The sequence below is a fragment of the Pseudalkalibacillus sp. NRS-1564 genome (assembly GCF_050467905.1).
Lineage (GTDB): Bacteria > Bacillota > Bacilli > Bacillales > Guptibacillaceae > Guptibacillus > Guptibacillus hwajinpoensis_B.
On record NZ_JBITPM010000022.1, the window covers coordinates 66913 to 80705 of the forward strand.

Genomic DNA, 13793 nt, shown 5'->3' on the forward strand with positions numbered 1-13793 from the left:
ACTGGTAACGATTACTACATATTGTATAAATGTTGTAATTTGTCGGAATTTATTGATAATTTGTCGATTTACTGTATAATTAAATATAGATTTGAATTTTCAGAAAATAACAAACAACTAGAGGAGCGACACAACTATGGCTGAATTTCTATCCGGTATTATTGATTTTTCAAATAACATTCTATGGAGTTATGTATTAATTGCAGGATTACTAGGAATCGGAATTTATTTTACAGTTGCTTCACGATTTGTTCAATTTCGATTTTTCGGAGAAATGTTCCGCGTATTAGGAGAAAAACCCGATTACAAAGATGACTCCAAAAACATCTCCCCTTTTAAGTCATTTTGCGTCGGTGCAGCAACGCGTATTGGAACAGGTAACTTAGCAGGTGTGGCAGTGGCCATTACGCTCGGTGGTCCTGGTGCTGTTTTCTGGATGTGGATTGTGGCACTTCTAGGTGGGGCGACTGCCTTTATTGAAAGCACACTCGCTCAGGTATATAAAGTGAAAGAGAAAAACGCGTTTCGCGGTGGACCAGCTTACTATATTGAAAAGGGACTTAAAGCAAGATGGCTTGGCATTATCTTTGCCGTTCTAATCGCGATTACTTTCGGACTAATCTTCAATTCAGTACAAAGTAACACAATCTCACTAGCATTTGAGAATGCCTTTAGTATTAATCGTCTTGTGATCGGATTAATCATTACAGCGATTACAGGTCTTGTGATCTTCGGCGGCGTTCATCGCATCGCGAATTTATCTAGTGTGATTGTTCCTGTTATGGCGATTCTTTACATTGTTATTGCGATGATTGTTCTCATTATGAATGTAGCTGAATTACCGTCAGTTATTGCTTTAATTGTTAAGAGTGCATTCGGATTTGAACAAGCTTTAGGTGGGGCCATTGGTGCAGCCATTATGAACGGTGTGAAACGAGGACTATTCTCGAACGAAGCTGGTATGGGTAGTGCCCCGAACGCAGCGGCTACGTCAACGACTTCACACCCGGCTAAACAAGGTTTGATTCAATCATTAGGTGTATTTGTCGATACAATCTTAGTTTGTTCGTCAACAGCGTTTATCATCTTACTTGCCCCTGTTTTCCAAACGGGTGATGTAACGGGTATTGAATTGCTTCAGAACTCACTAAACAGCCACGTTGGCGGTTGGTCAGGCATCTTTATTTCAGTAGCTATCTTTCTATTTGCTTTCAGCTCAATCATCGGCTCTTACTACTATGGTGAAACTAACATTGAGTTTATTAAAGAAAGCAAGCCTGCGCTATTTATTTTCCGTCTCGCAACGATGGCATTTGTGCTTATTGGTTCCGTTTCTAGCTTAAGTCTTGTTTGGAAAATGGCCGATTTATTCATGGCCCTGATGACAGTCATTAACTTAATTGCAATCGGGTTACTAGGTAAGATTGCATTCAAAGTATTGAAAGACTATGAAAAACAGCGCAAGCAAGGCAAAAACCCAGTCTTCAACCCAACTAAGCTTGGCATCAAGGATGCAGATGCCTGGATCGAAGATGAGGAAGAAGATGAAGAGGAATCTAAAAAAGAAGAAGCAGTAGGTTAATAGCTACCTTTCAGAGCCCGGTGTGTACACTCGCCGGGCTCTTTATTTATGCACCGATCACTATCTTTTCGTTAGAAATTTGAAGATTGCCCAACAGGGAGGCTTTCATAACTTCTTCACCCTTTTTTTGACATCCCCTTTTTATAGTTCCTCATTCGTTATATGATAAGAATAAGGTTAGACATCCCACTCAGTTATTTTGGTGGATAACCTTATTTAGATAATGGAATATGTTGTAAACTACGAAGAAAGGCAGGTTCTTTCTACTTATGATTACACCGATTTTCCGAATCTTTGATACTGAAAAGGCCACTGACTTTTATCGAGATTTCCTCGGCTTCAACGTTGATTGGAGGCATCGATACGAAGATAATATGCCCGAATACATTCAGGTTTCCTTCCATGACGCCCTTATTCACCTTACAGAACACCATGGAGATGCTTCTCCAGGAAGTTCAATAAGGGTGAAATTAACCAACGTCGAAGACTATCATCACACCCTTACTCAAAAAGAATACGCCTATGCCAACCCTGGCATGAAACACACTCCCTGGAAAACAATCGAAATGACCGTCACCGATCCTTTCTTAAACCGGATTACGTTCTATGAAGAGAAGTAGCTCGGAGCGGGTGCCTGTCACCTCCCGCTTCTTGTCGAACGCTGTCGGCGCGCCTTTAGTTAGTCAATTGGATCTTCTGCTTTTCCATAGCGAATAACATCGTAGATCGCCATGCCATCACTTGGTTTTCCATCATCGTTTTTATAAGGCATTAAAGAGAAAAAGACAAAATAGAAAGAAAAGTAAACAAACTGTCTAAATACGAGAGCTTTCGGTAGCACTTCTATGAGAATGAGATAATTAATAATCAGTATGGGTAAAACGTTAAAGAGGCTACCACCAAGATAAATGGCTACGTGTGCCCATGTTTGGTTGTAAGTTAACTTATCGTATTGACACCAGCCTTCCATAAAATATTTCTTCCTAACCTCTAGAGGCCCTATATCAAATAATTTCTTACCAGTTCCGATACAAAATTTAATTCTCCCACCAAAGATTCTCGCTACTAGTACGTGACCAGCTTCGTGGACCAATGTAACGATTGGCAAAATAATAAAGAAATTCACAAAAAACATCGGGATGTCGCTTAACGTAAACATGTATAACCTCCATTAATTTCGGGCTATGTTAGCCCATTTTAGTAATCTTGCAAATACGCTTTTACATGATGTTGGCTCAAAATGACTTCCACAAAACTGACCATCTCTTCGTTTTTAAGGCATAAAAAAGCCGAAAAGGAGTCGCTCTCCTTTTCGGCTTATGTCTGATGCTAATTGTCCAGATCATTGCTACCTTACATATATGTTTGTTTCTCTTTGAGTTTGGTTGTCAGTATATCAAATTGCTCAACCTGGTGATTTAAGCATGAGTATGAAGATACAAGTTGTGCACCACATCACCGAGATGAGTTATTTATGAGTTTGCTGTAAAAGTCGTGCTTTAAAAGACCAAACATTTTATTTCAGTCTCAGTTATCCATTGTAACGGCACAAGTTAAAAAAATGCAAGGAAAAAGGAGAAGCCACATTCAGCTTCTCCTTCTTTCCTTACCACTCTTGATTAGTAGGACGAACTAGGATTTCATTGATCGCTACTTCAGCAGGCTCTTCAATTGCAAACACAATCGTACGTGCAATGCTGTCTGCTTTAATCGCACCGCTATATACTGCATCGATCGAGGACTTCACATCATCATCTGTGATCGTTTCAGTTAGCTCAGTGCTAACTGCACCTGGAGAAATAATCGTTGCTCGAATGTTATTTCCAACGGATTCTTCCATTCTAAGCCCTTCCGTAATGGCTCTTACAGCAAATTTCGTTGCACTGTATACAGAGCTACCTGGGGAAATCTCATGACCAGCCACGGATGAAATGTTAATAACATGCCCTTCCTTTTTCTCTCTCATATAAGGAAGAACTGCCCCAATACCGTAAAGTACACCCTTGATGTTTACATCAATCATTTTGTCCCACTCATCATACTTTTTCTTGTGTAGGAGAGAGAGTGGCATTAAACCAGCGTTATTCACAATAACATCAATCTTACCAAATGTATCATACGCATATTTGGCTAATGACTCCATCTCTTCAGAAGACGTCACGTCTGTAACCTGATAGATCGCTTCACCACCGCTCGCTTCAATTTGTTGCTTAAGCTCTTTCAAACGTTCTTCACGACGAGCAGCTAGAACAAGCTTTGCACCTTTTCCAGATAGTAGCTTCGCCGTTTCTTCACCAATTCCACTGGATGCTCCAGTAATGATAACAACTTTCTCTTGTGCCATTGGTAGAACCTCCATACATTATATTCATCAATCAGTTCAATTGATATTTCACACTCTATAGGTTAAAGTGCGGTTTAACACAAATGATTTGGCTCGAGACAGGAGGTTCTAATGAATAATCACTACTCTATGAAGCAAATAACATCGAAAACCGGAATTACCGCATCAGCCCTTCGCTACTATGAAAAAGAAAAAATCTTACCTTTCATTGAACGAAATCAGAAAGGTGTAAGAAGATACAATGATCAAAACCTTGAATGGATTCACTTTATCCTAGCTCTTCGCTCAACGAATATGTCTATCGCTGAAATTAAATGGTATGTAAATCTCTATCATCAAGGGGAGGAAACGATAGAAGAAAGAAGAAAGCTTCTTCACGATCATCAGCAAAAAGTTGCAGAAGAAGTGAAGCTGCAACAAAAATATTTAAAAAGAATCTCAAAAAAAATCGCTCTATATGACGATGTTACGACGGATTTGCAGACAATTGCCTGTGAAATTCATTAAAAAAGAGAGGGATCAAAACCCTCTCTACAAAACCTTATACATCAGCAGAACCGAGCGTCATCCCCCCATCGATTACCATTTCGGTTCCTGTACAATAGGAGCTCTCGTTCGAAGCAAAAAATGCGACGGCTCTGGCAATTTCCACCGGCTGACCGATCCGACCAAGTGGTATGGACTGATAAAAATCAGGAACCCCTTCCCCTTGGGTAGCCATTTCCGTCTCAACGCCTCCGGGATGGATCATATTAACCCGAATCCCTTTTGGGCCTAACTCAATCGCCGCTGCTTTCGACATAGCGACAACAGCTGCTTTTGTGGCCGCATAGGCAGTAGATTGCCCAATCGGAGCAAAAGCTGATATTGAAACGTTGTTTACGATTGAACCTTTTTGCTGCTTTTCCATGAAAGGAACGACAGACTGCATTCCAAGGAATACTCCGAACTGGTTTACGTTAACCATTTCCTGATAATCGTCGATCGTTAAGTTGGTAAATGGTTTTCTTTTTAATATACCAGCATTATTAACGAGCGAGTCTAAGCGCCCAAATTCCTCATCAATCTCATCCATCACTGCTTCCCAATCCGCTTGCTTCGTAACATCTAATTGCACAGGGTAGGCGCTTTCCCCAATAGAACTAGCCACATCCTTTGCGCTTTCATACTGACGAGCTCCAATAACAACACGTGCTCCTAATGAAGCGAGATGCTCGGCAATGGCCTTTCCTTGCCCGCGATTACCGCCTGTAATTAAAATGACTTCGCCGTTCAACTCTGGCATTTCTCTCTCTCCTTCAGCATTTTAACTAAAGTTTACACGAAATAACTCTACAATTCATACAAAGGCACATGGAAAAAGCTACGACAGAACGAAAATCACCCGCCATAGCTTTATGTTAACTTCGAGAATTTTTCAAAAACCGTGGATAGCCTGAGAAAGCGATAGCTGCGCCTACGGTACCAGCTAGAAACAGGATAAGCAGATTAAACCAAACATCGCTTACTACACCGTTCTGAAGAATGATTTCCTTATACCCATCAAGCGCCCAGTATTGGGGAAATCCTTTACTGATGTTCTGCATAAATTCTGGCATCGTTTCAACTGGCATCCACAGTCCTCCGAGCAAAGCTCCGCCGAGTGCAATGATTTGCGTGAGAGCAATCCCCATGTTTTCCGTTTTCACTAGCACGGCCATCGCCATTCCCCAACACGTGACGATGAAGGAAAGGGCGAGAGATAAAATAATGATGGCAAACGGATCTCCTAACGAAAGGTCATAAACAAGAATTCCAAACCCGAACAATACCGTAATCTGAATCAAGACAATAATAACGAACGGTATCCATTTTCCAATAAAATAATGGATGATCGAAATCGGCGTACTCGCAATTCGAGCAACCATGCCCCTCTCCCTATCTTTAACAAAAGTGATGACCATCGATATCATAATATAGAAAGCAAACATGATCGTATATCCTGGAATAATTTGTGTAACCACTTCTTTATAGTTTCCGCTACCAGAGAAGATGCCGACAAACGCCACAATAAACACAATCGGTAAGATAAACGTCCAAAACCATAACCCTTTATCCTGCACTGTCTTCTTTAGTTCAGTTCTAACAATAGCCCACATGAGCATTCCTCCCTTTCGTTCAGACATCACGCAGCTGAGTTCCTGTTAAATGAAAGAAAATATCTTCTAATCTTGGTTGATATAATTCCAATCTTCGAGGCTCAATCCCCTCTTCTCGAAAACGTCCAATAACTTGTTCAAGCGTAGCAAGTGGATTCTCTGACGTTAATAAGTAGCCATTTCCTTTTCTTTCAGGGTGACCGAAAGGAGATAAGCTTTCTTCTGCAATGCCTTCTCCAGAAATGAATAGCGAAGGCTTACTATGTCTCTCAAGTAATTCAGCCAGTTCTCCGTATTCCATCAGCTTACCTTTATCGATTAAGCCGATGCTATCACACAGCTGTTCCACTTCTTCCATATAATGACTTGAATAGATAATCGTGCTTCCTTCTAACTTTAAATGATGGATAATCGAAAAAATTGAATTTCTCGATTGAGGATCAATACCGACTGTGGGTTCATCCATAATCACAATGGACGGTTTATGAAGCAAAGCACATCCAATGTTCAATCGGCGCTTCATTCCCCCAGAATAAGTAAGCACCTTATCTTTTCCCCGATCTTTCAAACCAATCTGATCAAGCACCTCATCGATCCGAACCTGAAGATTTCTCCCTTTCAACCCATAAAGATGACCGAACAAACTCAGATTTTCTCTTGCTGTGAGGGTTTCTTCTAAACAAATTTCCTGTGGCACGTAGCCGATTTCCTTCTTGATCGCCTGCCGGTCTTTCGATACATAATGGTCATTCACCGACATTTCTCCATCAAACTGCATTAAAATGCCCGAAAGTATTTTCATTAACGTGGATTTCCCAGCTCCATTGGGACCAACAAGACCAAAACACGTTCCTTCCTTTATGCTAAAACTAATGTCATCTAGCGCCTGAATGGGACCGTATTGTTTACTTACGTTTATCACATCAATCATTCGCCAAACTCCCTCCTCTAAAGATCATAAAGACTACTGTCTTCTATCCAATTACAAGTACGCATCGAAATGATGAAAAGTTTCTTTTCACAGCATTTAGGCTTCTCAAGAAAATGAATCAACTTTTACTTAATATGTATATATAAAAGCCTCCATTTCCATTCGATATCACTATACTTCTTCCCTAATACTACGGAGCGGAGTAAGAAACCTCTATTAATATTGCGAAAATAGCTACTATTTGAAATAATATAGTGAACAGTAAAATAATGACATTGTCTATTTTATATGAAACGAGGGGTTATTCCATTGATTTACAGAAGAAAAACGTATGCTATACAACCCGAAAAGCTTAACGAGTTCAATGAGTTTTTTCATACTTACCTCTACCCTAATCAATTAAAGCACGGTGCAAAGCTCATTGGTCGATGGGTTAATGAAAGCGAAAATGAAATTACAGCCACATGGCAGTATGATAGCATCGAGCAATATGAGGGTATCGAACGTAGCATTAGACAAAGCTCTTTACATACAAAAGCACAAGAACGAAGAGCCGAATTAGGAGAACTTTACCTTGATAGCCGAGAGGAAATGCTAACTTCAACGGCTGAACCTTATTCGTATCACCCGCCAAAACACATCGTGTCCGCAGCTTCCGTTATTTTAAATGAAGATAATGAAATGCTTTTAATCAAAGGCCCGCGTAGAGGTTGGGAGATGCCTGGAGGTCAGGTTGAAGAAGGAGAATCCTTGATCGATGCGGCTGTGCGAGAAGCGAAGGAAGAATGCGGCGCAGATATTGAAATCGTTAAATTCTGTGGTGTGTTCCAAAATGTGAAATCCTCGATCTCAAATAATATGTTCTTAGCCAGTTTTGTTGGCGGCGAGCTCACAACTACACCCGAAAGTCTTGAAGTTGGCTTCTTTCCCATTCCTACAGCGCTCGAAATGGTAACGTGGAAAAACTTTAGACAGCGAATTGAATACTGCTTAGATGAAGCGCAGCATCCTTTTTGTGTCGCTTTTTAATAATCACTAAACCGCCACTTAATCGAGAGGCGGTTTTTATATGGGCAAAATTGGTTTACTTTCTCGTTTTAAAAGGTATTTATTTACATATGAAAAGGATGATAGATGATGCAATCCTCTTGGCGTAAAGTTTTAGAATTGCTGTTAATTGGGATGCTCTTCATTCCCATCTTGACTGTTTTGAACAATGAACCGATTTTCTCCTCAAAAAACATCTCCCTTTTTTCTTGGTATTCTAACTTTCAACGTCTGCATATTTCTTTGGAGATGGTTACGTCACTAACGATCATAAATTAATCTATTTGGAGGGCTGAAAATGCTGAAGAAAAAAGTGTTATCACCTTTTAAAGAGTTTCTCGTTATGTTCTCACTGTTTGGGGTTCTTTTCGGTGGCGGATTTCTTGCCTTTTATTATTTGGGTTTTAACATTGGGTTTCCCATTGCCCTCGCTCTACTGATTCTTATCGCTTACATATCAAGGCGAGTCATTAAACAATCCGACGAAAACTTTCTAACACCAACTGATCGCAAATTCAATATGAAGAAACACCCATGGTTTGTCGGCATTCCTCTCTTTATTCTTTTTTTCGTCGGAAACTATGTTCGCTATGATGATAGCCTCATCACTGCTCTAATTATAACGCTCATTAACTTTTTCTTTAGCTTTGTGGTGGTGCTCGGCGTCTACTATTTTAAAATGAAAAATTACGGATATCGATTGAAGGATGGTCATTGGTCTAAATAACTGAAAATAGGAGTTGTAAAACCGGAAGAAATAGCTGTTTCTTTCCGGTTTTATTTTATTTCCATGGGGTATTTATGAATTGAAAACACAATTTCGACTGAATTCGATTTTATTTTACAGAATAGGGGGTTAATGGAATCGATTACCTGAAAATTCACCTTACATTAATAAAGTAACTAATCAGATTAAAACTTCTCTCTTTACACCATACTAACGGTAGTGATAGAGTAAGTAATTGTGTTTAAAAAGCGATTAAAGGAGTCTTCTATGAACAATAAAGAAAATGGGCGTATTGATTGGCCCGTCTTTGGAATAAGCGGTGGGGTGTTAATTCTCTTCGTTATTCTTGCACTTTTTGATATTTCATTGGTAGAAAACATTGTTAGCTCAAGCTTTGCCTGGTCTGCGAGGTTTTTCGGAGGTTTTTGGCAAGTATTAATGCTAGCGACGTTCTTCGTAGGTATTGGATTGGCTTTCTCAAAATATGGAAAGATAAAACTTGGCGGTATGGACAAGCCTGAACTAAGCCTCTATAAATGGTTATCCATTATTATGGCGACGTTACTTGCGGGTGGCGGTGTGTTCTGGGCAGCGGCTGAGCCGATGTATCACTTCTTAACTGTTCCCCCTTCTCAAGATGGGAAAGGCATTGAAGCAGGTACACAGGGCGCGATTGATACGGCACTTGCACAAAGCTTCATGCATTGGGGCTTTCTCGCATGGGCGATCCTTGGAACGATCAGTGCTGTTGTTATGATGTATGGTCACTATCATAAAGGGATGCCGATGAAGCCACGTACGCTTCTCTATCCTATTTTTGGTGAAAAACTTCGCCACAGCTGGTTTGGAACGCTTATTGATGCGTTTTCTGTTATCGCAGTTGCAGCAGGAACAATTGGACCAATTGGATTCTTGGGATTACAAGCAAGCTATGGATTGCAAGAAATCTTCGGAATTCCAAATCAGTTCAGCACGCAGTTCTCGATTATTTTAGCGGTTGTCGTAGTTTCTACGATCTCAGCCGTAACTGGACTTTACAAAGGAATTCAATATTTAAGTAGCTTTAACGTTCGTCTAGCCATTGGATTGATGGTGTTTATCGTCATCTTCGGACCTGGTGGCTTTATCTTTAACCACTTTATCTCTGGATTTGGTGTTTATGTCGATCAATTTGTCACAATGAGCACATTCCGTGCTGATACTGGCTGGCTTTCATTCTGGACAGTCTTCTTCTGGGGCTGGTTTATCGGATACGGTCCAATGATGGCCATTCTTGTGAGTCGTATTTCAAGAGGACGTACGATCCGCGACATCATTATTGCCGTTTCTATTTTTGCACCAGTTATTTCAACATTCTGGTTCACGGTACTTGGCGGATCAGGGATTTTCTTTGAAATTTCTAACCCAGGTTCCATTTCAGAAGCATTGAATGCTGCTGGTAACCCAGCGGCGATGTTTGCCATTACAGAACAATTCCCACTTGCAAGCATTGTTTCACCACTGTTCTTGATTCTAACGATTCTTTTCGTTGTCACAACAAGTGATTCTATGTCTTATACGATTGCGATGGCCGTTACAGGCGAAGGCGATCCACAAAGATGGCTTCGCGTATTCTGGGCTATTCTTATGGGAACTGTTGCCGTTATCCTACTCATTACTGGAGACAGCGGTATTACACAGCTACAGAATTTCATTGTTGTAACAGCTGTTCCCGTCTCTCTCATTCTCCTGCCGATGGTTTGGCTCGCTCCTAAAGTAGCCAGAGAAATGGCGAGAGATCAGAACATCATTAAATAAGAGAAGAATTTAGAAGGCGCACTATCTTACGATAGTGCGCCTTTTTGGTGTTGTGGTGCCTGTCACCGCCCGCTTTAGCTCGAATAAAGTCGAAATATACGCGGTGAAATTGGGTATCCTAAGAGCTGAGTTATGATATTTAAGGAGGATATGACTATGCTTGAAGGTAAATGTGCGTTAATTACTGGTTCTGGTCAAGGTATTGGACTAGAGATTGCAACAGAGTTTGCGAAGGCCGGAGCGAAAGTGATGTTAAATGATATTAACGAGGACACGCTTAAAGAGTCCGTTGAAAGTTTAACGTCTCAAGGGTTTACCGTTGAAGGTGTCGTAGCTAACGTTGCGAAGGAAGAAGATGTGAAGAATGCGATTGATGAAACAGTTAAGAAGTTTGGTCGCATCGATATTCTCGTGAACAATGCTGGCATCCAGCATGTTGCCCCTATCGAAGAATTCCCTAGTGAGAAATATAGCTTAATTCTTGATATTATGCTCAAAGGGCCTTTTTACGGTATCAAGCATGCCTTCCCTATAATGAAGGAACAGGGATATGGCCGCATTCTTAATATGGCTTCGATTAATGGGCTAATTGGTTTTGCTGGTAAAGCTGGCTACAATAGCGCGAAGCACGGCGTGATAGGGTTAACGAAGGTTGCAGCCCTTGAAGGCGCTGATTATGGGGTTACTGTTAATGCGATCTGTCCTGGGTACGTTGATACACCACTCGTTCAGAATCAGCTTGAGGATCTTGCCAAAACTCGTAACATCGAGAAAGAGAAAGCTCTTGAGCAAGTGATTTATCCACTCGTCCCTCAGAAGCGGTTAATTCAAGTTCAAGAAGTAGCCGACTATTCGATTTTTCTAGTGAGTGAAAAAGCGAAGAGCATTACAGGTCAAGCAGCTGTTATTGATGGTGGATATACAGCACAATAAAATATCGCAAAAAAACCCCCGGTCTCCTTTTTTGATAAGGAGACCGGGGGTTTTCACTTTTTACATTTGAGACAATTAGTTAACCCCCATCATTGCAAGGAAGATAATCGCAATGGTCGCTATCATCGGGATGATCAACCCAACGACAAATACGTCTTTGTAAGAGTCTTTATGTGTTAGTCCAGTAACAGTGAACAATGTTAACAGTGCACCGTTATGCGGGAGAATCGACGCTCCTGAAGCTACTGCCGTGATCCGGTGGAAAGCTTCTAAGCTGAGATTGTTATTAATCGCAATATCGTAATATTCCGGCCCGAGGGCTTCAAGTGCGATTCCCATACCACCAGAAGCTGATCCAGTAATCATGGCCAGGAGCTGTACTGCAAAGGCCTCTGAGAAATACGGACTAAGCGGAATAGCGAAAATGAGATCTTTCACTGCTTCAAACCCAGGTGATGCTGTCACGACAGAGCCGAAACCAACAGCAGCACTTGTATTAATCGTCGCCATAACGGAACCAGATGCGCCTCCGTTGATCGCTTTTATAAATTGCTTGTAATTTTTAATATTAAAGAGCATGATGAGTAGAATTCCGATACCTAACGCAACGAGGATACTTAAGTTTTCAAAAGCGTTTAATGTTACAACTACAGCAATTAACGGAATAACGGAAAGAATCCAGTTTGGAAGCTCATCTTCGTTAATGCTTTTTACTTCGTTCGAGCCCTTAGGCTCTGTAAATTCCTCACCATTTTTCGTGAGTTGTTTCTCGCGGAACTTCAAATAGAAATAACCGCCAACTGCCATAATTAAGCCAGCTACAATCCCAAGAATAGGCGCGGCCATTGTAGACGTTTTGAACGTATTAATTGGGATAATGTTTTGGATCTGCGGCGTTCCTGGCAGTGCTGTCATCGTAAACGTAAACGCCCCAAGAACGAATGTTGATGGAAGTAATTTACGTGAGACGTTGGCCTGACGGAACATCGCTACGGCTAGTGGGTAAACAGCGAATACAACAACGAAAAGACTTACGCCTCCGTATGTAAGAATGGCTGCTGAGATAAGCATACCGAGAATCGCACGTTTCTCACCAATCAAGTTTGAAATTTTATAAGCAACAGACTGTGCTGCTCCTGTGTCCTCCATTAATTTCCCAAAAATGGCACCAAATAAGAAAATCGGGAAATATGCTTTCGCAAAATCAACGAAGCCCTGCATGTATGTTCCAGTGTAGGCTTCGAGAATGTTCATACCGCTCAAAATTGCTACAATACCTGATACCAATGGGGCGATCCAAATAATCGACCATCCGAGGTAAGCTAAGAGCATCAAAAGAGCGAGCCCTACAAGAATACTAATCATAGCTGATTTGCCTCCTCAAAAATCTTCTGTCTGTTTTACTATGTCCAATCCAGGCAAATCTAAATCGACATAAGCCGACTTGCGCGTGCCTGTCACCACCCGCATTTACTCGAATTCACTCGAATGATGTTACCCGTTAATTTTCAATGTAAAACGCTATTTATCACTTTTATCTCCTATTCAATGAAATTCATAAAAGTAAAAAATATCGAAACATTCTCTCTTTCTTTAGTAATAACCATTGACACTGGATCGATGCTAGAAGTTGATAATCTGGCCGACTTAAAGAACATTTTTCTTGATCAAGCATGGACATGGTTAACGGCACTTAACATGATGTTATTTTCCTTGCTTCACTATCCATGTGGCACAACGTTGATTAACATTTATAAAGAAACAAAAAGCTACAAATGGACGTTTGTTGCCTTCATCATTCCAACCGTTATTGCGCTAGGCGTTACATTTGCTGTTGCTGAATTAGTAAGAGGAATGGGATGGGTTTAGAGAACTCGGCGAATCAAAAAGCATGCCCATCGCAGGCATGCTTTTACCTATTCATCCGTTATGAACTCGCTATATTCTTTCTCTCTACATAAGAAAGCTGCTTTTTCACAAAGTAAACTAGTAGGCCGACGATCAAACAGAACGACAGAAGACAAACCCCAGTCATGAGTGGAGCCACTTTAAAAGCGTAGAGAAACATGTCAATTTCATAAATATCTTTCGAAGCGACGACTGTGCTTGGCGTGAAAATGAGATGGCTTTTCCAATCTGAAAGAGTCGATAATTGACTTGCCGTCCAGGAGGTAGCCCAGTACGAATACCCAAAGACAGTAACGAGACAAAGCATCGAGTAAAGTTTTAAGAAACCCCTTTTTTTCACACCATCACCTCTATGATTTTATACTGTATTTATTCGATGACTACGT

General features: G+C 40.8%; 14 protein-coding genes and 2 pseudogenes. 9 read left to right on the forward strand and 7 right to left on the reverse strand.

All coding sequences use genetic code 11. The features are described 5' to 3' along the window. Nucleotides 1-136 precede the first annotated feature (136 nt). Nucleotides 137-1582, forward strand: a complete 1446-nt coding sequence (locus ACIFPW_RS12275) for an alanine/glycine:cation symporter family protein (RefSeq protein ID WP_430244575.1) — start codon at nucleotides 137-139, stop codon at nucleotides 1580-1582. A 269-nt stretch (nucleotides 1583-1851) separates the two neighbouring features. Further along, entirely contained in the window at nucleotides 1852-2202 is a 351-nt protein-coding gene (locus ACIFPW_RS12280; RefSeq protein ID WP_430244579.1) for a glyoxalase superfamily protein, read from the forward strand. Between the two features lie 59 nt (nucleotides 2203-2261). Here the strand turns inward: ACIFPW_RS12280 and ACIFPW_RS12285 are convergent, their stop codons facing one another. Further along, a complete protein-coding gene (locus ACIFPW_RS12285; RefSeq protein ID WP_430244581.1) occupies nucleotides 2262-2741 on the reverse strand; it encodes a site-2 protease family protein in 480 nt (159 codons plus the stop codon). 447 nt (nucleotides 2742-3188) lie between these two features. After that, on the reverse strand, nucleotides 3189-3926 hold the full coding sequence (locus ACIFPW_RS12290; RefSeq protein ID WP_430244583.1) for an SDR family oxidoreductase: 738 nt from the start codon (nucleotides 3924-3926) through the stop codon (nucleotides 3189-3191). Between the two features lie 111 nt (nucleotides 3927-4037). Between ACIFPW_RS12290 and ACIFPW_RS12295 the strand changes: the two genes are divergently transcribed. Next, on the forward strand, nucleotides 4038-4433 hold the full coding sequence (locus tag ACIFPW_RS12295) for a MerR family transcriptional regulator (protein ID WP_430244587.1): 396 nt from the start codon (nucleotides 4038-4040) through the stop codon (nucleotides 4431-4433). Nucleotides 4434-4467: 34 nt separating this feature from the next. Here the strand turns inward: ACIFPW_RS12295 and ACIFPW_RS12300 are convergent, their stop codons facing one another. The 3 genes from ACIFPW_RS12300 to ACIFPW_RS12310 all read right to left on the reverse strand — a co-directional run bounded on the left by ACIFPW_RS12300 (nucleotide 4468) and on the right by ACIFPW_RS12310 (nucleotide 6995). Then, nucleotides 4468-5211, reverse strand: a complete 744-nt coding sequence (locus tag ACIFPW_RS12300) for an SDR family NAD(P)-dependent oxidoreductase (RefSeq protein WP_430244590.1) — start codon at nucleotides 5209-5211, stop codon at nucleotides 4468-4470. 115 nt (nucleotides 5212-5326) lie between these two features. Beyond that, nucleotides 5327-6064 carry an ABC transporter permease gene (locus tag ACIFPW_RS12305; protein WP_430244593.1) on the reverse strand — a complete coding sequence of 246 codons (738 nt, stop codon included), beginning with the start codon at nucleotides 6062-6064 and terminating at the stop codon, nucleotides 5327-5329. 19 nt (nucleotides 6065-6083) lie between these two features. Continuing rightward, nucleotides 6084-6995 carry an ABC transporter ATP-binding protein gene (locus ACIFPW_RS12310; protein WP_430244596.1) on the reverse strand — a complete coding sequence of 304 codons (912 nt, stop codon included), beginning with the start codon at nucleotides 6993-6995 and terminating at the stop codon, nucleotides 6084-6086. Nucleotides 6996-7283: 288 nt separating this feature from the next. Here ACIFPW_RS12310 and ACIFPW_RS12315 point away from each other — a divergent pair. The 5 genes and pseudogenes from ACIFPW_RS12315 to ACIFPW_RS12335 form a co-directional block, all read left to right on the forward strand. Continuing rightward, a pseudogene (locus ACIFPW_RS12315) lies at nucleotides 7284-7514 on the forward strand (NIPSNAP family protein); the annotation flags it as partial. Between the two features lie 72 nt (nucleotides 7515-7586). Beyond that, a complete protein-coding gene (locus ACIFPW_RS12320; protein WP_430244672.1) occupies nucleotides 7587-8024 on the forward strand; it encodes an NUDIX hydrolase in 438 nt (145 codons plus the stop codon). A gap of 316 nt (nucleotides 8025-8340) precedes the next feature. After that, nucleotides 8341-8769: a hypothetical protein gene (locus ACIFPW_RS12325; RefSeq protein WP_430244599.1), complete on the forward strand. Its 429-nt coding sequence runs from the start codon at nucleotides 8341-8343 to the stop codon at nucleotides 8767-8769. Nucleotides 8770-9036: 267 nt separating this feature from the next. Next, nucleotides 9037-10566 (forward strand): BCCT family transporter, encoded by a 1530-nt coding sequence (locus ACIFPW_RS12330; protein WP_430244602.1) that lies wholly within the window; start codon nucleotides 9037-9039, stop codon nucleotides 10564-10566. 156 nt (nucleotides 10567-10722) lie between these two features. Next, a complete protein-coding gene (locus ACIFPW_RS12335) occupies nucleotides 10723-11499 on the forward strand; it encodes a 3-hydroxybutyrate dehydrogenase (protein ID WP_430244605.1) in 777 nt (258 codons plus the stop codon). A gap of 75 nt (nucleotides 11500-11574) precedes the next feature. Here the strand turns inward: ACIFPW_RS12335 and ACIFPW_RS12340 are convergent, their stop codons facing one another. Next, entirely contained in the window at nucleotides 11575-12864 is a 1290-nt protein-coding gene (locus ACIFPW_RS12340) for a GntP family permease (RefSeq protein ID WP_194220599.1), read from the reverse strand. A gap of 285 nt (nucleotides 12865-13149) precedes the next feature. On the opposite strand from ACIFPW_RS12340, the pseudogene ACIFPW_RS12345 reads away from it, so the two are divergent. Beyond that, nucleotides 13150-13368, forward strand: a pseudogene (locus tag ACIFPW_RS12345) (hypothetical protein); the annotation flags it as partial. A 58-nt stretch (nucleotides 13369-13426) separates the two neighbouring features. Here the strand turns inward: ACIFPW_RS12345 and ACIFPW_RS12350 are convergent. After that, complete coding sequence (locus ACIFPW_RS12350) at nucleotides 13427-13747, reverse strand: DUF4306 domain-containing protein (RefSeq protein ID WP_283152766.1); 321 nt, start codon at nucleotides 13745-13747, stop codon at nucleotides 13427-13429. Nucleotides 13748-13793 lie beyond the last annotated feature (46 nt).

Bases quoted from the DNA above. Each gene is read 5' to 3' on its own strand.
- ACIFPW_RS12310 (WP_430244596.1), bottom strand. From the start codon at position 6,995: ATGATTGATGTGATAAACGTAAGTAAACAATACGGTCCCATTCAGGCG.
- ACIFPW_RS12325 (WP_430244599.1), top strand. From the start codon at position 8,341: ATGCTGAAGAAAAAAGTGTTATCACCTTTTAAAGAGTTTCTCGTTATG.
- ACIFPW_RS12340 (WP_194220599.1), bottom strand. From the start codon at position 12,864: ATGATTAGTATTCTTGTAGGGCTCGCTCTTTTGATGCTCTTAGCTTAC.
- ACIFPW_RS12300 (WP_430244590.1), bottom strand. From the start codon at position 5,211: ATGCCAGAGTTGAACGGCGAAGTCATTTTAATTACAGGCGGTAATCGC.
- ACIFPW_RS12275 (WP_430244575.1), top strand. From the start codon at position 137: ATGGCTGAATTTCTATCCGGTATTATTGATTTTTCAAATAACATTCTA.
- ACIFPW_RS12280 (WP_430244579.1), top strand. From the start codon at position 1,852: ATGATTACACCGATTTTCCGAATCTTTGATACTGAAAAGGCCACTGAC.
- ACIFPW_RS12335 (WP_430244605.1), top strand. From the start codon at position 10,723: ATGCTTGAAGGTAAATGTGCGTTAATTACTGGTTCTGGTCAAGGTATT.
- ACIFPW_RS12290 (WP_430244583.1), bottom strand. From the start codon at position 3,926: ATGGCACAAGAGAAAGTTGTTATCATTACTGGAGCATCCAGTGGAATT.
- ACIFPW_RS12305 (WP_430244593.1), bottom strand. From the start codon at position 6,064: ATGTGGGCTATTGTTAGAACTGAACTAAAGAAGACAGTGCAGGATAAA.
- ACIFPW_RS12320 (WP_430244672.1), top strand. From the start codon at position 7,587: ATGCTAACTTCAACGGCTGAACCTTATTCGTATCACCCGCCAAAACAC.
- ACIFPW_RS12285 (WP_430244581.1), bottom strand. From the start codon at position 2,741: ATGTTTACGTTAAGCGACATCCCGATGTTTTTTGTGAATTTCTTTATT.
- ACIFPW_RS12330 (WP_430244602.1), top strand. From the start codon at position 9,037: ATGAACAATAAAGAAAATGGGCGTATTGATTGGCCCGTCTTTGGAATA.
- ACIFPW_RS12295 (WP_430244587.1), top strand. From the start codon at position 4,038: ATGAATAATCACTACTCTATGAAGCAAATAACATCGAAAACCGGAATT.